An 18,786-nucleotide genomic window follows, 5' to 3' on the forward strand; every position below is an offset into this window, starting at 1 on the left:
TTTCGCGTAACGATAGCACAGCGTTTGCGGCCTTCCACGCACGACGTCATCGCGCGCGCCCGCGTTGCGCCTGCCGGCTGAGCGCGTTGACGTTCAGGCCGCGAGGAAGCGGTAGAAATTGCGCAACATGCCAGCCGTTGCGCCCCAGATGAAATAGGGCGCCTTTCCTTCGCCCGGCACGTAGGGCATGGCAAAAAAACGACGCTCGCCGCCTTCCCAGCGGAAGACACGCACTTCGTGATTGGCGGGATTCATCAGCCAGGCGAGCGGGACTTCGAAGATGTCGGCCACTTCGCACGTGTCGGCCTGCAGTGTGAACGGCGGCGAGACCAGCGCGACGACCGGCGTCACCCTGAAGCCCGTGCCCGTCAGGTACTCGGGCATCGCGCCGATGACCTCGCAATGTTCAGCGTCCAGCCCGACCTCTTCCTTTGCCTCGCGCAACGCGGTGGCGGCGGCATCGACGTCTTCCGGCTCGCGGCGGCCGCCGGGAAAGCTGATCTGGCCGGCGTGGTCCGAGAGGTGATCGGCGCGTTGCGTCAGCAGCACGGTCAGGCCGCCTTCGCGCTTGACCAGCGCCACCAGCACCGACGCCACGCGCGGGTCGCCGCCGATCGCCTTGATGCGCTGTTCGCGTTCCTCCTGTTGCCAGTCGAGTGGCATCGCGAAGCGCGCGCGCAGGCCTTCCGGCGTGAGGCGCTCGGGTGCGATGGGCGGGAGCGCTTCGCCGGTCGTCGCGACAGGCATTTTTTCGGGTTCGAGGATGCGCGGAGTCGAAGTCTTGCCGGTGGACACGGATGGATTACGGGTAAGAGACGGTAAGGAGACGGGACTGCCGAAGTCCTGATTTGAACACACCAAAGAAAAAAGCACCCGCGAGGGTGCTTTTTTCGGAGGACTCGTGCGCGGTCTTGCTGCGACGACTTACTCGGCAGCAGCAGCCGACTTGTCCTTGAAGACCAGCTTTTCCTTGATTCGAGCCGACTTGCCCGAACGCTCGCGGAGGTAGTAGAGCTTTGCGCGGCGAACATCACCACGACGCTTCACGACGATGCTCGCGAGCAGCGGCGAGTAGGTCTGGAACGTACGCTCGACGCCTTCGCCCGACGAGATCTTGCGGACGATGAAGTTCGAGTTCAGGCCACGGTTGCGCTTCGCGATGACGACGCCTTCGTAAGCCTGGACGCGCTTGCGCGTGCCTTCGACCACGTTCACGTTGACGACGACGGTATCGCCCGGCGCGAAGTCGGGGATGCTCTTCTCGCCCAGAACGCGTGCGATCTCTTCCTTCTCGAGTTGTTCAATCAGATTCATTACTGACTCCTTGTGCCATCTTGCCGGAGTTGTGTGCCTGAAAAGCAGGCCCCGGTAGAGGATGGGTTTGCTTCAGGCGCCGATGCGACTCGACGCCCCCTGTGTCCCGCTCGTCGGCCCGAAACCTAGGCAGGTTTCGACGCTTCCTTTGCGAGTTCTGCGAGCCATGCCTCGTCGGCACGGCTCAACATCTTGCTCTTGCGCGCCTGCGCGATCAGATCGGGCCGCTTGGCGAGCGTATTGCGCAATGCTTCGCGCCTGCGCCACGCCTCGATTTCCTTGTGATGGCCGCCGAGCAGCACATCTGGAACACGCACGCCTTCGTACTCTTCCGGCCGCGTGTAGTGCGGACAATCCAGCAAAGTGTCCACGAAACTGTCCTGCACCGCCGATTGCGCGTCATTCAGCACACCGGGCAGATGCCGGACCACTGCGTCCATCAGCGCCATGGCGGGAAGCTCGCCGCCGGACAGCACGAAGTCGCCGAGGCTCACTTCTTCGTCCACTTCGCGATCGATCAGACGCTGGTCGATGGCTTCGTAACGGCCGCACAGCAGCACCAGACCCGGCTCCTGAGCGAACTGCATCACGCGTTCATGGTTCAGCGTGGCGCCTTGCGGCGACAACATCACCACGCGCGTGGCCGCGATGCCCTGCTCGCGCTGCGCGGCTTTCGCCGCATGCAGCGCGGCTTCCAGCGGACGCGCCAGCATGACCATGCCGGGACCGCCGCCATAGGGGCGGTCGTCGACCGTGCGGTAGTTGTCGGTCGTGAAATCACGCGGATTCCACGTACGCAGACCGAACCGCTCCTGCTTGACCGCCCGGCTGGTGATGCCCCAGTCGGTCAGCGCGCGAAACATCTCGGGAAAGAGCGTCACGACATCGAACTGCATCGCTCTCTCCGTAACGTGCCGAGGTTCAATAGTCGGCGTCCCAGTCCACGACGATACGCTTCGCCGCGCGGTCCACCGTCTTCACATACACGCCGACGAACGGAATCAGCCGCTCGCCGGTGACGGGCGCGCCATCCTTGCTGGTGTCCGGATACTCGATCCGCAGGATGGAATGTGCGCCGTTGTCGATCAGATCTGCGACGCGGCCCAGAGCCACGCCGGCTTCATTTTCGACATCCAGGCCGAGCAGATCGACCCAGTAGAATTCGTCTTCGCTGGCGAGCTTCGGGAAATCGCTGCGCGCGATATGCACCGTATGCCCTTTCAGCGACATGGCCAGATCGCGGTCATCGCAGCCGCCGAGGCGCGCGACGACGGTGTCGGCGTGCACCTTGGACTGCATGCAGCGCGCGGACTTGCGTTCGCGGCCCTTTACGAGCCACCAGCGCTTCGCGCTCAGCAAGGCGTCGCCGCCCTGCTTGCCGCTGGCGTGCGGCACGACCTTGACCCAGCCATTGAGACCGTAGGCATCGGCAATGAAACCGACTTCGACGGCGTCTTCAGGCAAAGCCTCGACCGGCTCGATTGCGCCGTCCGGCTGAGTACCGCTCGCGTTGCTGCTCGAAACCTTGCCACTCGAAACGTCGGTCGCCACGCGGCGCCCGCCCGGCTTGCGGACGAATGCGCCAAACGTGGCGGAACCTTCATCTTGCCCCGGCTTCGGCTGGCCGATGTTTCCGGCAGCGCGTCCGGATTCTGAATCGCGCGTGGACATCGGCGAGCCTTTGGGCAGGTTTCGAGCGTTGTGTTGCGTGGTCTAAGCCAGCGTGCGCAGCGACTTAGGCAGCCGGCTGAGCTTGCTGAGCCTGCTTGACCAGGCGCTCGACCGTCGGCGACAGTTGTGCGCCGACTTCTTTCCAGTACGTCAGGCGGTCCTGAGCGATACGGAGCGATTCGCCCTTCGTGGCGACCGGGTTGTAGAAACCCACGCGCTCGATAAAGCGGCCGTCACGACGGCTACGCGAATCAGTTGCGACGATGTTGTAGAACGGGCGCTTCTTCGAGCCGCCACGAGCCAAGCGGATGATGACCATGCTGAAATCCTTGAAAACCGGGGTTCGGAACAACGAGAACAGGCGATTATAGCCGGATTCCGCAGCGCGAACAAACACTTGAAGCATTTTTTGGATGCGGGGTCGTGCAGTGGATCGTTTCGCGAGCTTGCCGGATACCGGAAATCAGTCCCGTGCGGCATCGTGGCATCGGTGTTCGGGGCGTGCGCGGGCGTAAAATGACGCCCGCACTCCCGCTGCACTCTCCTGCACTCTTCTTTACCACCGCCTTCGCTGATGACTTCCTCGTCCGTCGCCACGCCCTCCGGCTCGAAGCCTGCCGGCAAGCAGGTCCCGCCCTATTTCCGTTCGAAGACGCTTACCGCGGCGCTCGCGTTCCTGTTCGGCTCGATCGGCCTGCATCGCTTCTATCTGTATGGACTGCGCGACAAGTGGGGTTGGGCGCATATCGACGGCATCGATCTGGGGGCGTTAGGATATCTGCTGCTGAAGGAAACCGAGCGTGCCTCGCTGCTCGGCTGGGCGCTCGCCTTTCCGGGCGCCGTCTCGTTGCTGGCGGCGTTTCTGTCGGCCATCGTCTATGGCCTGCGCCCCGACGCCAAATGGGACGCGCAGTTCAACGCCCACACCGGACGCAACAGCCGCTCCGGCTGGACCGTCATCTTCATCGTGATCTTTTCGCTGCTGATCGGCGCCTTCCTGCTGATGACCGGTCTCGCGCTCACCTTCCAGACTTATTTCGAAGGACAGGTCCAGGCGGCCAAGACGCTCTCGCAATAAGCAATAAGCTTCAGAACAGGTCGAGCTGCGGATTCGGCGGCGGCGCTGTCGCCTTCGCGGCGGCCGGTTTTTCCGGGCGCTGGAACTCGGACATATCCAGAATGCCGCGCTGCCGTGCGTTCAGTCCAAGCCGCCGGGTTGCCTGGCGAAAGCGCTGTCGCAGCATGTCGGCCCACAGACCCTCGCCTTTCATGCGCGTCGAGAAATTCGCGTCGTAGTCCTTGCCGCCGCGCATGTCGCGCACGCGGCTCATCACGCGGTACGCGCGATCCGGAAAGTGCGCGGCAAGCCAGTCCTTGAACAGCGGCGCGACTTCCCACGGCAAGCGCAGCACGATATAGCTCGCGCTCGTCGCACCCGCCTCCGCACAGGCTTCCAGCACCCGCTCCAGATCCGGCTCCGTGACGAACGGAATCACCGGCGCGATGCTGACGCCCACCGGAATGCCCGCATCCGCGAGCGCGCGCACCGTGCGCAGACGCCGTGAGGGCGTCGATGCCCGCGGCTCCAGCGTGCGCGCGATATCCGCGTCCAGCGTCGTGATGGTGACGGCGGCCATGAATTGCCCACGCTCCGCCATGGGCGCGAGCAGGTCGATGTCGCGCTCGATCAGCGAATTCTTTGTGATGGCCGCGAACGGATGGCCGCAGTCGTGCAGCACCTCGATCACGCGTCGCGTCAGCCGCAAGTCGCGCTCGACGGGCTGATAGGCGTCCGTATTCACGCCGAGCGCAATGGGCTCGGGTTCGTAATTCGGCTTCGCGAGTTCGCGCTTGAGCAGGTCGGGCGCGTTGACCTTGGCGTAGATGCGGCTCTCGAAATCGAGCCCCGGCGACAGCCCGAGATAGCTGTGCGTAGGCCGCGCAAAACAGTAGATGCAGCCGTGCTCGCAACCCCGATAAGGGTTGAGCGAGACCGAAAACGGGATGTCCGGCGAACTGTTGCGCGTGAGGATGCTTTTTGCGCGCTCTTCGAAGATCTGCGTGCGCAGCGGCCGCGCGCCGTCTTCCTCGCCTTCGGCCGTGTGCAGCCAGCCGTCGTCGACGCTCTCGCGCTCGTCCTTCTCGTAGCGCCCCTGGAGATTCGTGACCGCGCCGCGCCCTTTCAGCGGCGCGGGCGGCGCGACAGGATATTCACGGTCAGGCGAAGCCATTGCAGCACATCCATCAAACAATACTGTACAAATATACAGTAGTCGGACGGCAACGCAAGCGAAGAATCAGACCTCGACGAGAATCTTCAGCGTCTCCTTGATCTCCTCCATCACCACGTAGCTTTTCGACTGCACCGCGCCCGGCAGTTGCAGCAGGATGTCGCCGAGCAACTTGCGGTAGTCGGCCATTTCGCCAATGCGCGCCTTGATCAGATAGTCGAAGTCGCCAGAAACGAGATGGCATTCGAGCACCTCGGGAATCTTCTGCACCTCGCGGCGAAACTGCTCGAACATGTTGCCGCTCTTGTGATCGAGCGTGATTTCCACGAACACCAGCAGCGCCGCGCCCAGTTCGGTGGGATTCACGCGCGCGTAATAGCCCGTGATGACGCCGTCGCGCTCCATGCGCTTGACGCGCTCGATGCACGGCGTCACCGAGAGTCCCACGCGCTCCGCCAGGTCCTTCATCGCGATGCGGCCGTCCTCCTGAAGGATGTTCAGGATCTTGCGATCGAGCTTGTCGAGCGTGCGGACGGGATTTCGCTGCGTTCTCATGTCTTTTTCCTGAAAACCGTCTAAATACAATAACTAAAACTGCCTCGATGTCCATACCATAGTCGATAACACTATACGAGCTTCAGATTGCCGCGTCGATCCACTTAAAGCACGCGCATTCGGAAGCGTCACCGAATCGGGTCGGAGTTTTCATGCGAATCGTTATTCTCGGAAGCGGTGTCGTTGGCGTGACGAGCGCCTATTACCTCGCACGGGCGGGCCACGAAGTCACGGTCATCGACCGCGAAGCAGGCCCCGCGCTCGAAACGAGTTTTGCGAACGCCGGACAGATCTCGCCGGGTTATGCCTCGCCGTGGGCCGCGCCGGGCGTGCCGCTCAAGGCGGTGAAGTGGATGTTCGAGAAGCATGCGCCGCTCGCCATCCGGCTCGACGGCACGATGAACCAACTGCAATGGATGTGGCAGATGCTGCGCAACTGCACGCAGGATCGCTATACGGTCAACAAGGGCCGCATGGTGCGCCTCGCCGAATACAGCCGCGACTGCCTGCAGGCGCTGCGCGCCGACACCGGCATCCAGTACGAAGGCCGCACCGGCGGCACGCTGCAGCTGTTCCGTTCGCAGCAACAGTTCGATGGCGCCGGCAAGGACATCGACGTGCTGAAGGAAGCCAACGTGCCGTTCGAGCTGCTGACCGCGGATGAACTGAAGCAGGCCGAGCCAGCGCTCGCCGCCGTGTCGCACAAGCTGACGGGCGGCCTGCGCCTGCCGAACGACGAAACCGGCGACTGCCAGATGTTCACGACGCGTCTCGCCGCGATGGCCGAGGCGCTCGGCGTCAAGTTCCGCTACAACACGTCCATCGACGCGCTGCTCGTCGCCAATGGCCGCATCGCGGGCGTGCAGTGCGGCCAGGAACGGGTGACGGCCGATTCGTACGTCGTCGCGCTCGGTTCCTATTCGCCGAAATTGCTCCGCGATATCGTGAAGATTCCCGTCTATCCGCTGAAGGGCTATTCGCTCACCGCGCCGATCGTCGATGCCGGTCGCGCGCCGGTTTCCACGGTGCTCGACGAAACCTACAAGATCGCCATCACGCGGTTTGACGACCGTATCCGCGTCGGCGGCATGGCGGAGATCGTCGGTTACAGCAAGGAGCTGAAGCAGGCGCGCCGCGAGACGCTGGAAATGTGCGTGAACGACCTGTTCCCCGGCGGCGGCGATACCGCGAGAGCCAGCTTCTGGACCGGCCTGCGCCCGATGACGCCGGACGGCACGCCGATCGTCGGCCGCACGCGCATGCCGAACCTGTTCCTCAACACGGGGCACGGCACGCTGGGCTGGACGATGTCGTGCGGTTCGGGCCAGTTGCTGGCGGATCTGATGTCGGGCAAGCAGCCCGCCATCCGTGCGGACGATCTCTCGGTGCATCGCTATGAAGGCAACGTCGGCGTGAACGGTCGGCCGGGCTACGCGAACGCCTGAGCTTTCCAGGCACTAGACGATAACGGCGCCTTTCACGGCGCCGTTTGTCTTTCTAGAACTGGTCTTCGCTCAAGGCCAGCACGCCTTCGCGGCCATTCGCGCTGACGATCGACGCCTCGATGCCCGGCGCCAGCGACAGAATATGCTCCGCGAAAAATTCCGCCGTCGCGATCTTCGCCGTATGGAAGCGTTCGTCCTCCGAGCGCTTCGCTTGGGAGACGAGCATCGCGCGCGCCATCTGCCATCCGCACAGCACGACGCCCGCCAGCCGCAGATACGGCACGCTGCCTGCGAACACCGCGTTCGGATCGCTCTTGAACTTCGCGATGACGAACTCGATCGCGCGCGCCAGCGACAGCGATCCCGCGCTCAGATGCCGATGCATCGACTTGAACGGCTGGCCCTCGATCTCGGCAAGCGCCGCGATGGTCTGGTCGATCTGCGCGAGCAGCGCCTGCGCGGTGCGGCCGCCGTCGCGCACGGTCTTGCGGCCGACCAGATCGTTCGCCTGGATCGCGGTCGTGCCTTCGTAGATCGGCAGGATGCGGGCATCGCGATAATGCTGCGCCGCGCCCGTTTCCTCGATGAAGCCCATGCCGCCATGCACCTGCACGCCGAGGCTCGCGACATCGACGGACATCTCCGTGCTGAACCCCTTCACGATCGGCACGAGATACTCGTAGATGGCCTGATGGCTCTGGCGCGCTTCGTCGTCGGCGTGTGCGTGGGCCAGGTCGCTGTGCGACGCCGCCACATACGCGAGCGCGCGGGCGCCTTCGGTATAGGCGCGCATCGTCGAGAGCATGCGGCGCACGTCCGGATGATGAATGATGGTCACCGGCTCCCGTGCGCTGCCGTCGACCGGACGGCTCTGCACGCGTTCCTTCGCGTAGGCCACGGCCTGCTGGTAGGCTCGTTCCGCCACCGCGATGCCCTGCATGCCCACCGCAAAACGCGCCGCGTTCATCATGATGAACATGTACTCGAGCCCGCGATTCTCCTCGCCGATCAGATAGCCCACCGCCCCGCCGTGATCGCCGTATTGCAGCACCGCGGTCGGGCTCGCCTTGATGCCCAGCTTGTGTTCGATCGACACGCAGTGCACGTCGTTGCGCGCGCCCAGCGAGCCGTCGTCGTTGACGAGGAACTTCGGCACGAGGAACAGCGAGATGCCCTTCACGCCTTCGGGCGCGTCAGGCGTGCGTGCGAGCACCAGATGCACGATGTTCTCCGCCATGTCGTGCTCGCCGTACGTGATGAAGATCTTCGTGCCGGACAGCGTGTAGGTGCCGTCGCCCTGCGGTTCGGCACGCGTGCGCACCAGCGCGAGATCGGAACCGGCCTGCGGCTCGGTCAGGTTCATCGTGCCGGTCCATTCACCCGAGATGAACTTCGGCAGATAGCGCGCCTTTTGAGCTTCGCTGCCGGCCGTGAGCAATGCTTCGATGGCGCCATCGGTCAAGAGCGGACACAGCGCGAAGGAGAGATTCGCCGAGTTGAGCATCTCGATGCACGGCGTCGCGATCAGCTTCGGCAAGCCTTGTCCGCCGAAATCCGCCGGATGCACGACGCCCTGCCAGCCGCCCTCCGCGAACTGCCGGAAGGCCTGCTTGAAACCGGGCGTCGTGGTGACTTCGCCGTTGGCCCACGCGCTGGGTTCCCGGTCGCCCGCGACGTTCAGCGGTGCAATCACTTCGCCACAGAAGCGCGCCGCTTCCTCGACGACCGCCTGCGCGGTCTCGAAGCCCGCGTCCTCGTGACCGGGCAGCGCGGCGATGCCGTCGATATCGGCCAGCTCCTTCATCACGAACAACATGTCCTTGAGCGGGGCGTGGTAGCTCATCGTCCTGTCTCCTCCCTTACCTCGATAGCCGAAAAAAAGGGCGCAACATCCGTCGCGCCCTCGTTCGTGTCATGGCGAATGCGATTCACCCGGCGCGGCTTCAGCCCAGCTCTTTCACCAGTTCCGGCACGACCGCGAACAGATCGCCGACGAGACCGTAATCGGCCACGCTGAAGATCGGCGCTTCCGCGTCCTTGTTGATCGCGACGATCACCTTGCTGTCCTTCATGCCCGCCAAATGCTGGATTGCGCCCGAGATGCCGACCGCCACATACAACTGCGGCGCCACGATCTTGCCCGTCTGACCGACCTGGAAGTCGTTCGGCACATAACCGGCATCGACCGCCGCGCGCGATGCGCCCAGCGCCGCGCCCAGCTTGTCTGCCAGCGGTTCGAGCGTTTTCGTGTAGTTCTCGCCGCTGCCCAAGCCACGGCCACCCGACACGATGATGTGCGCGCTCGTCAATTCCGGACGGTCCAGCTTCGTCACTTCACGGCTCACGAACTGCGAGATGCCTGCATCGGCGGCGGCTTCGATCTTCTCGACCGCTGCACTGCCGCCTTCCGCTGCGACCGGATCGAAGCCGGTTGCACGCACTGTGATGACCTTGATCGGATCGCTCGATTGAACTGTAGCGATGGCATTGCCCGCGTAGATCGGACGCTCGAAGGTATCGGCGCTGTCGACGGCGGTGATGTCGCTGATCTGCGCGACATCCAGATGTGCGGCGATACGCGGCGCGATGTTCTTGCCGTAAGCAGTAGCCGGCGCCAGGATATGCGAATAGTCCTTCGCGATATTCAGCACCGTGCCTTCGACGTTTTCCGCGAGGCCATCGGCGAGTTGAGGCGCATCGGCGAGCAGCACCTTCGCTACGCCTGCAATCTTCGCTGCGGCATCGGCTGCGCCTTGCGCATTCGATCCCGCGACCAGCACATGCACGTCGCCGCCGATCTTCGTGGCCGCTGCAACCGTATTGAGCGTCGCTGCCTTGATCGACGCGTTGTCGTGTTCCGCAATTACCAGAATCGTCATTTTTTCGCGTCTCCTTTACAGCACCTTGGCTTCGGTCTTCAGCTTCTCGACCAGCGTCTTCACGTCCGGCACCGTGATCCCGGCGCTGCGCTTCGGCGGCTCGACAACCTTCAGCGTCTTCAGGCGCGGCGCGACATCCACGCCAAGATCCGCCGGCTTCACGGTCGTGAGCGGCTTCTTCTTCGCCTTCATGATGTTCGGCAGCGTCACATAGCGCGGCTCGTTGAGACGCAGATCGGTGGTCACGACGGCCGGCAGCTTCAGCGACAGCGTTTCCGCGCCGCCATCCACTTCGCGCGAGACGGTGGCCTTGCCATCGGCGATCACGACCTTCGAGGCGAACGTCGCTTGCGGCAAGCCGGCCAATGCAGCGAGCATCTGACCGGTCTGATTCGAATCGTCGTCGATAGCCTGTTTACCGAGAATGACGAGCTCAGGCTTTTCCTGATCGACCAGCGCTTTCAGGATCTTCGCGACGGCGAGCGGCTGGAGCTCATCGGCTGATTCGACCAGAATGCCGCGATCCGCGCCAATGGCCATGGCCGTGCGCAGCGTTTCCTGACATTGCGTCACGCCGCACGACACCGCGATCACTTCGGTTGCAACGCCCGCTTCCCTCAGACGCACCGCTTCTTCCACGGCGATCTCGTCGAACGGGTTCATCGACATCTTCACGTTGGCGATATCGACGCCCGTGTTGTCCGATTTCACGCGGACCTTCACGTTGTAGTCGACCACGCGCTTGACTGGCACCAGAATTTTCATCCACACGCTCCAAAGTTACGATTACGTCAACCCAGCGTCATTATACGAGCGACGCGGCGGCTCACTTCCCCGCAATCGGGCAGGCCGGGTCATCGTGCAATAGGATTTTCCCTATTTTTATCGAACGGTCGTTCTATTCACATCCACGAAAACCCGTACTCGTCACCCGTACTCGTCACCTTTCGATGCTGCTTACCACGCGGTGATGACCGCACCCGCGTACTTGCCTTCGACGAACTGCTTCACCTCCGGCGAGTGATACGCCGCCACCAGCTTGGCGACCCACGGCTTGTCCTTGTCGGCGGCGCGGATCGCGATGATGTTCACGTACGGGCCGTGCGGATCCTCGATGGCAATCGCATCCGACTTCGGCTTCAGACCCGCTTCCATCGCGAAGTTCGTGTTGATGGCGGCGGCGTCGACGTCGTCGAGCGAGCGCGGGATCTGCGCCGCGTCCAGTTCGACGATCTTCAGCTTCTTCGGATTTTCCGCGATGTCGAGCGGCGTGGCCTTCAGGCCCGCGTCGGCGCGCAACTTGATGAGACCTTGCTTCTGCAGCAGCAGCAGCGCGCGACCGCCGTTGGTCGGATCATTCGGCACCGCGATGCGCGCGCCGTTCGGCAGCGCCGCGAGCGACTTCAGCTTCTTCGAGTAGATGCCCATCGGGAAGGTGACCGTATCCGCGATCCGGATGAGCTTGTAGCCGCGATCCTTCACTTGCGCGTCGAGATACGGCAGATGCTGGTAGCTGTTCGCGTCGAGATCACCGGCGGCGAGTGCGGCATTCGGCTGCACGTAGTCGGAGAATTCGATCACCGTGATCTTGAGACCGTTCTTCGCGGCGACCTGCTTCACCACGTCCATGAGCTGCGCGTGCGGGCCGCCCGTCACGCCCATCTTGATGGCGTCTTCAGCGTGAGCGAGGTTGAACAGCGATGCGCTCAGGAGCGCGGCGGCGAACTTCAGGATGGATCGACGTTGCATGGTGTGGTCTCTTGGGATGATTTCTTGGGATGATTTATTTGTGGCTGAGGCGCCGCACGAGCCAGTCGCCGAACGACTGCACGAGTTGCACGAACACGATGAGAATCACGACGACGGTGATCATCACTTCCGGCAGGAAGCGCTGATAGCCGTAGCGGATGCCGAGATCGCCGAGGCCGCCGCCGCCGATCGCGCCCGCCATGGCCGAATAGCCGACCAGCGAGACGAACGTGATGGTCAGCCCGGCGACGACGCCCGGCAGCGATTCCGGCAGCAGCACCTTGAAGACGATCTGGCGGGTGGACGCGCCCATGGCCTGCGCGGCTTCGATGAGTCCGCGATCCACTTCCCGCAGCGCCGTCTCGACGAGGCGCGCGACGAACGGCGCGGCGGCGATGGTCAGCGGCACGACGGCGGCCGCCGTGCCGATCGACGAGCCGACGATCAGGCGCGTGAACGGAATCACGGCGACCAGCAGGATGATGAACGGCGTGGAGCGCACCGCATTGACGATGCCGCCGAGCACGCGGTTCACCGCGATATTGGGCAATACGCTGTCGCGGTCGGTCAGATAGAGCAGCACGCCGAGCGGCAGGCCCACGGCCGCGCCCACGAGTCCCGAGATGCCGACCATGACCAGCGTTTCCCAGAACGACTGCACGAACATGTCGAACATTTCACTCAACATGGGACAGCTCCTCCACCACGACGCCCTGCGAGCGCAGATAGTCGATCGCTTCCGCGACCTTCACCGGTTGCCCGCCCGCCAGCACCGCGAGGGAGCCGAACGCCTGGCCCTGGATCTCGTCGATCTGGCCATGCAGGATGTTGAAATCGAGCTCGTAGCGGCGGATGGTCTCCGAGAGAATCGGCTGATCGACGCCCGAGCCCGTGAACGCGAGCCGCAGCAGATGCCCGCTGCCGGTCTTGAGGCGCTCGCTCACGCGGACCTTCAGCGCGGGCGGCAGTTCGTGCGCGATGACATCGCCGATCAACGCGCGGGTCACTTCGTGATGCGGCCGCATGAAGACGTCGACAACCTTGCCCTCTTCCACCACGCGCCCCGCCTCCAGCACCGCGACGCGGTCGCACACCTGCTTGATCACTTCCATCTGGTGCGTGATGAGGACGATGGTCAGGCCGAGTTCGCGATTGATCCGGCGCAGCAGGTCGAGAATGGCGCGCGTGGTTTCGGGATCGAGCGCGGAGGTGGCCTCGTCCGAGAGCAGCACCTTCGGCTTGCTCGCCAGCGCCCGCGCGATGCCCACGCGTTGCTTCTGGCCGCCGCTGATCTGCGCGGGATATTTGTCCTTGTGCTGCGTCAGGCCGACCAGTTCGAGCAGCGGCAGCACGGTTGCTTCGATCTCGTCGCGCTTCTTGCCGGCGAGTTCGAGCGGCAGCGCGACGTTGCCGTACACGGTGCGCGAACTGAGCAGGTTGAAATGCTGGAAGATCATGCCGATGTCGCGGCGCGCGGCCCGCAGGTCGTCGCGCGAGAGCGTCATGAGGTCGCGGCCGCCCACCACGACGCTGCCTTCGCTCGGCCGCGTCAGCAGGTTGATGGTGCGCACCAGCGTGCTCTTGCCGGCGCCGCTGCGCCCGATGATGCCGAAGACTTCGCCGGCGGGAATCGTCAGGTTGACGTTGTGCAACGCCTCGACCCAGCCCCGCGGCCCGGCGAAACGCTGTGAGAGATTGTGGATTTCGATCATGGAAATGCAAACGGCGGAAGGCCTCGCCAGGTGCATGCACCCGCGCAGCCGCCGCCGCTTGATGAAGCTGAAGCTGGTTTTGTCCTGTTCGCCCGCGATTTTACAGGACCGGCTTCATTCTGTTTAATAATGATTTCAGATCACCTAATAACTCATCGAAATGACAGGCAAGGCACGCACGCTCTATTCGACGAGCATGGTTACGACGCGCCATGGCGTCGATTTGCTGCTGCATCGCTGGCAACCGGCGCGGGACGGCGAGACGCAGGCCGTGCTGGCGCGCGTCGCGCTCGTGCATGGCCTGGGCGAGCATGCGGGCCGCTATGACGCGCTGGCGCTCGCGCTGAATGCGGCGGGCATCGAACTGATTGCGGTCGATTTGCGCGGCCACGGCAAGTCGTCGGGGCCGCGCGTGCAGGTGCGCGTCTTCAACGACTACCTGCGCGATACCGACGTGCTGCTCGAAGCCTGCGCCGCGACGCCGCCCGCCGCCACGCCGCTCTTCCTGATGGGCCACAGCATGGGCGGAACGATTGCGGCGCTGTACGCGATCGAGCGCATGCAGGAACGGAAGCTGGCCGGGCTGATCCTGTCGAGCCCCGCGCTGAAGCCGGGGCCGGGCACGCCGCGCTGGAAACTCAAGCTAAGCCGGCTCGCAGGGCTGATCGCGCCGCGCATGGCCGCGTTCAGCATCGATCCTGCGTTGCTGTCGCGGGCAACGGGTGTGGTGAGCGCCTATCAGCGTGATCCGCTCGTGCATCACGGTCCGGTGCCCGCGCGCACGGCCGCGCAGATTCTTGCCGGCATGGAGCGCGTGGCGGCGCAGCGCGCGACGCTCATGTTGCCGCTGCGGATCTTCCACGGCACCGCCGACGCCATCTGCGATCCCGCCGGCAGCCGTGAATTCGAAGCGAACGTCGGTTCGACCGACAGCACCCTCGCGATGGTTCAGGACGGCATGCACGAGACGCTCAACGACCTGGATCGCGATCGCGTGATCCGTGAACTCATCGACTGGATTCTCGTGCGCGCCGATCATGCGCGCACGCATGCGTCCGGCTAGATCTCCGCGAGCGCGCGCAGATGCGCGACCACGCTGCGGCCGAGCGCCGAGAGGTTGTAGCCCCCTTCCAGGCAACTGACGATGCGCCCTTGCGCGTGCCGTTGAGCCACCCGGCGGATCTGCTCGGTGATCCACGCATAGTCGTCCTCGACGAGGCCCATGTTGGCCATGTCGTCTTCGCGATGGGCGTCGAACCCGGCGGAGAAGAAGATCATCTGCGGCTTGAATGCCTCGAGCCGCGGCAGCCACAGCATGTCGACCACTTCGCGTACTTCCATGCCCTTGGTGCGCGCGGCGAGCGGCACGTTGACCATGTTGTCCGCATGATTGCCGGCGCCGCTGAACGGATAGAACGGATGCTGGAAGAAGCTGCACATCAGCACGCGCGGGTCGCCACTGAAGGCGGCTTCGGTGCCGTTGCCGTGATGCACGTCGAAATCGACGATGGCGACGCGCTGCAGGCCATGCACCTCGAGTGCATGCCGCGCCGCGATCGCGACGTTGTTGAAGAGACAGAAGCCCATCGCGCGCGCGGGCTCCGCATGGTGGCCCGGCGGACGCACGCTGCAGAACGCGTTGTCGTAGCGTCCTTCGATGACGGCATCGGTGGCCGCGACCGCCGCGCCCACCGCGCGCAACGCGGCCTGATAGGACGCGGGGCACATCGAGGTATCGGGGTCCAGTTCGCTGCGTCCGTGCTCGGGCGTGCGGCTCTTGATGTAGTCGATATGTGCCTGCGTATGCACGCGCGCAAGTTCGGCTTCGTCGGCGAGCGGGGCTTCTTCGCGTTCGATCAGCGCGTCGATGCGGCTCGCGATCAGTTGATCTTCAATGGCCTGCAAGCGTGCCGGGCACTCGGGATGCCATTGGCCGTTGTCGTGCTGGAGGCAGTCGGGGTGGGAGTAGAAGCCGGTCGCCATGATGTCTCGCAATGCCGCTTTCGTCGGCTCTCGTCTCGTCTTTTTTCGTCATACACGACCTCGGGCCGCGCCTTTGACGCTAAGTTACCACACCGTTACCACAGCGTTCCCGATGACGGCCGCGCCCGCGGACTTGGCCGGTACGGGTGCAAGGCGTCGGTTATACTGCCCCGACGCCTTGCCGGCCGTGCCACTGCGCGCGGCCCGTCGCAGGCCGTTGCGTCCCGTTGAGAATCGTTGCGGATCGATCCCGGTCGATCCAGATCAAAGGCCGGCTCGAGCCACCTGAAGCACCGAAGCACCGCGGCAGAATCAAGGCCCACTCGAGACCGGCTCCATGAGCGTCGTGCCGTCCGAACATCCGGCATCGCCCCAACCGCCCCAACCACGCACACCATGACTTTTCAGTTTGCTCCGTCCGACCTCGCGGCCCCGTTCAAGCCGACTCCACGCGCGTTCCTCGCTGCACTCGTCTGCGCGCTCGGCTGCCTCGGCGCGACCGGCGCCGTCGCCCAGTCCCAGCAACCCCAGACCGCGACGCCGCAAGGCCAGATGTTCGAAGAAGAGATCGTGCCGCAGCGTTACGCGAACAATCCGAATGTCGAGGCGTTCATCAACGACATGGTGGCGCGCTACGACTTCGATTCCTCCGCGCTGCACGACCTGTTCGCGCGCGTCAGCTATTCGGCCACGGCGGCGAAGCTGGTGCTGCCCTCGCCCACGCCCGCGACCAAGAACTGGCGCGCGTACCAGGCGCGCTTCATCGAGCCGGTGCGCATCAATGCGGGCGTGAAGTTCTGGCGCGCCAACCAGGCGACGCTCAAGCGCGCGGCCGAGCAGTTCGGGGTGCCGCCGGAGATCATCGTGGGCATCATCGGCGTGGAGACGATCTACGGCCGCTACATGGGCAACTTCCGCGCGCTTGACGCGCTGACCACGCTCACCTTCGATTACCCGAACACGCCGAACCGCACCGAGCGCATGGCGACCTTCCGCAAGAACCTCGAAGACCTGCTCGTCTGGACGCGCGATTCGCAGATCGACCCGACCACGGTGCTCGGCTCCTACACGGGCGCGATCGGCATTCCGCAGTTCCTGCCGAGCAGCATCGTGCAGTACGCGGTGGACTACGACGGCAACAGCCGCATCGACCTGCGCACAAGTCCGGCGGATGCCATCGGCAGCGTGGCGAATTATCTGAAGCAGAACGGCTGGGAAGCGGGTCGTCCGGTGGTGTGGCGCATTGCCGGCGACGAAGGCAGCCAGGGCATTGCACAGGCGGCGGCGGATGGATCGCCGGAGCCGAAGTGGTCGCTCGCGCAGCTGACCAAGGCCGGCATGCTGCTCAACGAGCCGGGCCTGAATCTCGCGGCCGAGGCTGCCACGCCGCTCACGGTCGTGGACTTGCCCACGCCGGGGCGCGCGACGGAGTACACGCTCGGGCTGAAGAACTTCTATGTGCTGACGCGCTACAACCGCAGCTTCTTCTACGCGCTTGCGGTGTATCAGCTGGGCGAAGCGGTGAAGGCGCGCATGATCGCAGGCGATTCGGGTGCGAATTCGCAATAGCGCGTAGTCCGCTCGTGCATGAAGAAAACCCCGGCACGCCGGGGTTTTCTCATTGAGCGCTGCAAGCCGCCTGGACCTTAAGCGGGAAACACGCCCGTCGACAGATACCGGTCGCCGCGATCGCAGACGACGAACACGATGGTCGCATTCTCGACCTGACGCGCGATGCGCAGCGCGACTTCGCACGCGCCCCCCGACGAGATGCCCGCGAAGATGCCTTCGACGGAAGCGAGGCGCCGCGCCATGGCTTCCGACGCGGCCTGGCTCACGTTCTCGACGCGATCCACGCGGCTGCGATCGAAGATCTTCGGCAGATACGCTTCCGGCCACTTGCGAATGCCGGGAATACGCGAGCCCTCTTCCGGCTGCGCGCCGATGATCTCGATCTTCTCGTTCTGCTCCTTCAGGTACTTCGACACGCCCATGATCGTGCCGGTCGTGCCCATGGACGACACGAAGTGCGTAATGCGCCCTTCGGTCTGCTTCCAGAGCTCCGGGCCGGTGGCTTCGTAGTGCGCGAGCGGGTTGTCCGGATTCGCGAACTGATCGAGGATGATGCCGCGGCCGTCGCGCTGCATCTGGTCGGCGAGGTCGCGCGCGTATTCCATGCCGCCCTTCACCGGCGTCAGGATGATCTCGGCGCCATACGCCGCCATGCTCTGGCGACGCTCCACTGAGAGATCTTCGGGCATCAGCAGCACCATCTTGTAGCCGCGCATGGCGGCGGCCATGGCGAGCGCGATGCCGGTGTTGCCGCTCGTGGCTTCGATCAGCGTGTCGCCCGGCTTGATGCGGCCGCGTTCCTCGGCCTTGCGGATCATCGACGCAGCCGGGCGGTCCTTCACCGATCCCGCCGGATTGTTGCCTTCGAGCTTGCCCAGCACGACATTGTTGCGGCTGCGGATTTCATCGTCCACGACGCGGACGAGCTGCACGAGCGGCGTGTTGCCGATCGTGTCTTCGATAGTCATGTAAGCCATATGCGGAGCGGAATCGGGTTTCACGCACGAGTGCGGCTGGCGTGAAAACAGAGGTAAGGGGGATAGTCGATTGTAGCCCAGTGGTCCTTTCGACGTTCACGCAGCCCTGCCGCCCGGATGGTCTGCGCCGGCGCCGTAATCCCTTCGACAGCTTCAGCCACCCGTCATGCATGCAAAAAGCCCCGCGGGAGGCACACCGCGGGGAGCCCAAACGCTCTACAGGCTGAAGGAGTCCGAAGCCCAGGGCCCGGTCACGCGCCGCGCACCAGAGCGCGCCCGGAGCCATTCAACAACGCTGCCGGTTACTTCTTGACGACCACCGGCTTGGCCGAGGCGGACGTCGACACCGGCGTGGCGACCGCCGCGTTGGCCGCGCCGGGTGGTGCCGCGTTGCCGGGCGGTGCAGCCGCTGTCCTGGTGGAGGCGCCGATGGTCAGCCCTTCCGCTTCCAGGCGCTGGACGGTCTTCCCGCCCATGCCCTTCACGCGCGTGCTGAGATCTCCGGCGTCCTTGAATGGGCCGTGCGCCTGGCGTTCGTCGAGAATGGCCTTCGCCTTGGCCGGGCCGATGCCCTTGACGCCGCGCAGCGCGTCGGCATCTGCGGTGTTGACGTCGACGGCCGCGAACGCCGAACCGAGGGAAAGGATCAGCGCGAGCGCGGCAAGGGACGAGAGTGCGTGCTTGAACATGACTGAGTC

At 64.4% G+C, this 18,786-nt stretch carries 20 protein-coding genes; 4 read left to right on the forward strand and 16 right to left on the reverse strand.

What is annotated here, in order from left to right; all coding sequences use genetic code 11:
• Positions 1-93: 93 nt before the first annotated feature.
• The 5 genes from QCE83_RS10015 to rpsP form a co-directional block, all read right to left on the reverse strand.
• Positions 94-747 carry a CoA pyrophosphatase gene (locus QCE83_RS10015; RefSeq protein WP_309809256.1) on the reverse strand — a complete coding sequence of 218 codons (654 nt, stop codon included), beginning with the start codon at positions 745-747 and terminating at the stop codon, positions 94-96.
• Positions 748-924: 177 nt separating this feature from the next.
• Complete coding sequence (rplS, locus tag QCE83_RS10020) at positions 925-1,314, reverse strand: 50S ribosomal protein L19 (RefSeq protein ID WP_309809258.1); 390 nt, start codon at positions 1,312-1,314, stop codon at positions 925-927.
• Between the two features lie 125 nt (positions 1,315-1,439).
• The gene (trmD, locus tag QCE83_RS10025; RefSeq protein ID WP_309809260.1) at positions 1,440-2,210 is read right to left on the reverse strand and encodes a tRNA (guanosine(37)-N1)-methyltransferase TrmD; all 771 of its coding nucleotides are present in this window, start codon (positions 2,208-2,210) and stop codon (positions 1,440-1,442) included.
• A 25-nt stretch (positions 2,211-2,235) separates the two neighbouring features.
• Positions 2,236-2,985, reverse strand: coding sequence for a ribosome maturation factor RimM (gene rimM / locus QCE83_RS10030; RefSeq protein ID WP_309809262.1), 750 nt, complete (start codon positions 2,983-2,985; stop codon positions 2,236-2,238).
• Between the two features lie 64 nt (positions 2,986-3,049).
• On the reverse strand, positions 3,050-3,304 hold the full coding sequence (gene rpsP / locus QCE83_RS10035; protein WP_309811632.1) for a 30S ribosomal protein S16: 255 nt from the start codon (positions 3,302-3,304) through the stop codon (positions 3,050-3,052).
• 255 nt (positions 3,305-3,559) lie between these two features.
• Between rpsP and QCE83_RS10040 the strand changes: the two genes are divergently transcribed.
• Positions 3,560-4,063, forward strand: coding sequence for an NINE protein (locus tag QCE83_RS10040; protein WP_309809264.1), 504 nt, complete (start codon positions 3,560-3,562; stop codon positions 4,061-4,063).
• Positions 4,064-4,073: 10 nt separating this feature from the next.
• On the opposite strand, the gene QCE83_RS10045 is transcribed toward QCE83_RS10040, so the two are convergent.
• Together QCE83_RS10045 and QCE83_RS10050 are read right to left on the reverse strand one after the other, a co-directional pair.
• Positions 4,074-5,216 (reverse strand): PA0069 family radical SAM protein, encoded by a 1,143-nt coding sequence (locus tag QCE83_RS10045; RefSeq protein ID WP_309809265.1) that lies wholly within the window; start codon positions 5,214-5,216, stop codon positions 4,074-4,076.
• Between the two features lie 66 nt (positions 5,217-5,282).
• Positions 5,283-5,771 carry a winged helix-turn-helix transcriptional regulator gene (locus QCE83_RS10050; RefSeq protein WP_309809267.1) on the reverse strand — a complete coding sequence of 163 codons (489 nt, stop codon included), beginning with the start codon at positions 5,769-5,771 and terminating at the stop codon, positions 5,283-5,285.
• 152 nt (positions 5,772-5,923) lie between these two features.
• Between QCE83_RS10050 and QCE83_RS10055 the strand changes: the two genes are divergently transcribed.
• Positions 5,924-7,216: a D-amino acid dehydrogenase gene (locus QCE83_RS10055; protein WP_309809268.1), complete on the forward strand. Its 1,293-nt coding sequence runs from the start codon at positions 5,924-5,926 to the stop codon at positions 7,214-7,216.
• 52 nt (positions 7,217-7,268) lie between these two features.
• Here QCE83_RS10055 and QCE83_RS10060 read toward each other — a convergent pair whose 3' ends face one another.
• From QCE83_RS10060 to QCE83_RS10085, 6 genes are all read right to left on the reverse strand, one after another.
• Positions 7,269-9,059 carry an acyl-CoA dehydrogenase gene (locus QCE83_RS10060; RefSeq protein WP_309809270.1) on the reverse strand — a complete coding sequence of 597 codons (1,791 nt, stop codon included), beginning with the start codon at positions 9,057-9,059 and terminating at the stop codon, positions 7,269-7,271.
• Between the two features lie 100 nt (positions 9,060-9,159).
• Positions 9,160-10,095: an FAD-binding protein gene (locus QCE83_RS10065; protein ID WP_309809272.1), complete on the reverse strand. Its 936-nt coding sequence runs from the start codon at positions 10,093-10,095 to the stop codon at positions 9,160-9,162.
• Between the two features lie 15 nt (positions 10,096-10,110).
• Positions 10,111-10,860 carry an electron transfer flavoprotein subunit beta/FixA family protein gene (locus tag QCE83_RS10070; RefSeq protein ID WP_309809274.1) on the reverse strand — a complete coding sequence of 250 codons (750 nt, stop codon included), beginning with the start codon at positions 10,858-10,860 and terminating at the stop codon, positions 10,111-10,113.
• Positions 10,861-11,052: 192 nt separating this feature from the next.
• Entirely contained in the window at positions 11,053-11,844 is a 792-nt protein-coding gene (locus QCE83_RS10075; protein ID WP_309809276.1) for a MetQ/NlpA family ABC transporter substrate-binding protein, read from the reverse strand.
• Positions 11,845-11,878: 34 nt separating this feature from the next.
• Positions 11,879-12,532, reverse strand: coding sequence for a methionine ABC transporter permease (locus tag QCE83_RS10080; RefSeq protein WP_309809278.1), 654 nt, complete (start codon positions 12,530-12,532; stop codon positions 11,879-11,881).
• Positions 12,522-13,556 (reverse strand): methionine ABC transporter ATP-binding protein, encoded by a 1,035-nt coding sequence (locus tag QCE83_RS10085; RefSeq protein ID WP_309809280.1) that lies wholly within the window; start codon positions 13,554-13,556, stop codon positions 12,522-12,524. The genes QCE83_RS10080 and QCE83_RS10085 overlap by 11 nt, the downstream gene beginning before the upstream one ends.
• Positions 13,557-13,716: 160 nt before the next feature.
• On the opposite strand from QCE83_RS10085, the gene QCE83_RS10090 reads away from it, so the two are divergent.
• Complete coding sequence (locus QCE83_RS10090) at positions 13,717-14,619, forward strand: alpha/beta hydrolase (protein ID WP_309809282.1); 903 nt, start codon at positions 13,717-13,719, stop codon at positions 14,617-14,619.
• Here QCE83_RS10090 and QCE83_RS10095 read toward each other — a convergent pair.
• Complete coding sequence (locus QCE83_RS10095; RefSeq protein ID WP_309809284.1) at positions 14,616-15,539, reverse strand: histone deacetylase family protein; 924 nt, start codon at positions 15,537-15,539, stop codon at positions 14,616-14,618. The genes QCE83_RS10090 and QCE83_RS10095 overlap by 4 nt on opposite strands.
• A 396-nt stretch (positions 15,540-15,935) precedes the next feature.
• Here QCE83_RS10095 and mltB point away from each other — a divergent pair, with 396 nt between their 5' ends.
• Entirely contained in the window at positions 15,936-17,108 is a 1,173-nt protein-coding gene (mltB, locus tag QCE83_RS10100) for a lytic murein transglycosylase B (RefSeq protein WP_309809286.1), read from the forward strand.
• A 77-nt stretch (positions 17,109-17,185) separates the two neighbouring features.
• Here mltB and cysM read toward each other — a convergent pair whose 3' ends face one another.
• Positions 17,186-18,088 (reverse strand): cysteine synthase CysM, encoded by a 903-nt coding sequence (gene cysM / locus QCE83_RS10105; RefSeq protein ID WP_309809288.1) that lies wholly within the window; start codon positions 18,086-18,088, stop codon positions 17,186-17,188.
• Between the two features lie 302 nt (positions 18,089-18,390).
• Complete coding sequence (locus tag QCE83_RS10110) at positions 18,391-18,777, reverse strand: helix-hairpin-helix domain-containing protein (RefSeq protein ID WP_309809290.1); 387 nt, start codon at positions 18,775-18,777, stop codon at positions 18,391-18,393.
• Positions 18,778-18,786: the final 9 nt, after the last annotated feature.

Origin of the sequence: Caballeronia sp. LZ034LL (genome assembly GCF_031451215.1) — a bacterium.
In the GTDB taxonomy this organism is placed as follows: Bacteria; Pseudomonadota; Gammaproteobacteria; order Burkholderiales; family Burkholderiaceae; genus Caballeronia.

Bases quoted from the DNA above. Each gene is read 5' to 3' on its own strand.
- QCE83_RS10110 (WP_309809290.1), bottom strand. From the start codon at position 18,777: ATGTTCAAGCACGCACTCTCGTCCCTTGCCGCGCTCGCGCTGATCCTT.
- QCE83_RS10090 (WP_309809282.1), top strand. From the start codon at position 13,717: ATGACAGGCAAGGCACGCACGCTCTATTCGACGAGCATGGTTACGACG.
- QCE83_RS10055 (WP_309809268.1), top strand. From the start codon at position 5,924: ATGCGAATCGTTATTCTCGGAAGCGGTGTCGTTGGCGTGACGAGCGCC.
- QCE83_RS10075 (WP_309809276.1), bottom strand. From the start codon at position 11,844: ATGCAACGTCGATCCATCCTGAAGTTCGCCGCCGCGCTCCTGAGCGCA.
- mltB (WP_309809286.1), top strand. From the start codon at position 15,936: ATGACTTTTCAGTTTGCTCCGTCCGACCTCGCGGCCCCGTTCAAGCCG.
- QCE83_RS10080 (WP_309809278.1), bottom strand. From the start codon at position 12,532: ATGTTGAGTGAAATGTTCGACATGTTCGTGCAGTCGTTCTGGGAAACG.
- cysM (WP_309809288.1), bottom strand. From the start codon at position 18,088: ATGGCTTACATGACTATCGAAGACACGATCGGCAACACGCCGCTCGTG.
- QCE83_RS10015 (WP_309809256.1), bottom strand. From the start codon at position 747: ATGCCTGTCGCGACGACCGGCGAAGCGCTCCCGCCCATCGCACCCGAG.
- rplS (WP_309809258.1), bottom strand. From the start codon at position 1,314: ATGAATCTGATTGAACAACTCGAGAAGGAAGAGATCGCACGCGTTCTG.
- trmD (WP_309809260.1), bottom strand. From the start codon at position 2,210: ATGCAGTTCGATGTCGTGACGCTCTTTCCCGAGATGTTTCGCGCGCTG.
- QCE83_RS10050 (WP_309809267.1), bottom strand. From the start codon at position 5,771: ATGAGAACGCAGCGAAATCCCGTCCGCACGCTCGACAAGCTCGATCGC.
- QCE83_RS10065 (WP_309809272.1), bottom strand. From the start codon at position 10,095: ATGACGATTCTGGTAATTGCGGAACACGACAACGCGTCGATCAAGGCA.
- QCE83_RS10060 (WP_309809270.1), bottom strand. From the start codon at position 9,059: ATGAGCTACCACGCCCCGCTCAAGGACATGTTGTTCGTGATGAAGGAG.
- QCE83_RS10045 (WP_309809265.1), bottom strand. From the start codon at position 5,216: ATGGCTTCGCCTGACCGTGAATATCCTGTCGCGCCGCCCGCGCCGCTG.
- QCE83_RS10070 (WP_309809274.1), bottom strand. From the start codon at position 10,860: ATGAAAATTCTGGTGCCAGTCAAGCGCGTGGTCGACTACAACGTGAAG.
- rimM (WP_309809262.1), bottom strand. From the start codon at position 2,985: ATGTCCACGCGCGATTCAGAATCCGGACGCGCTGCCGGAAACATCGGC.
- QCE83_RS10085 (WP_309809280.1), bottom strand. From the start codon at position 13,556: ATGATCGAAATCCACAATCTCTCACAGCGTTTCGCCGGGCCGCGGGGC.
- QCE83_RS10095 (WP_309809284.1), bottom strand. From the start codon at position 15,539: ATGGCGACCGGCTTCTACTCCCACCCCGACTGCCTCCAGCACGACAAC.
- rpsP (WP_309811632.1), bottom strand. From the start codon at position 3,304: ATGGTCATCATCCGCTTGGCTCGTGGCGGCTCGAAGAAGCGCCCGTTC.
- QCE83_RS10040 (WP_309809264.1), top strand. From the start codon at position 3,560: ATGACTTCCTCGTCCGTCGCCACGCCCTCCGGCTCGAAGCCTGCCGGC.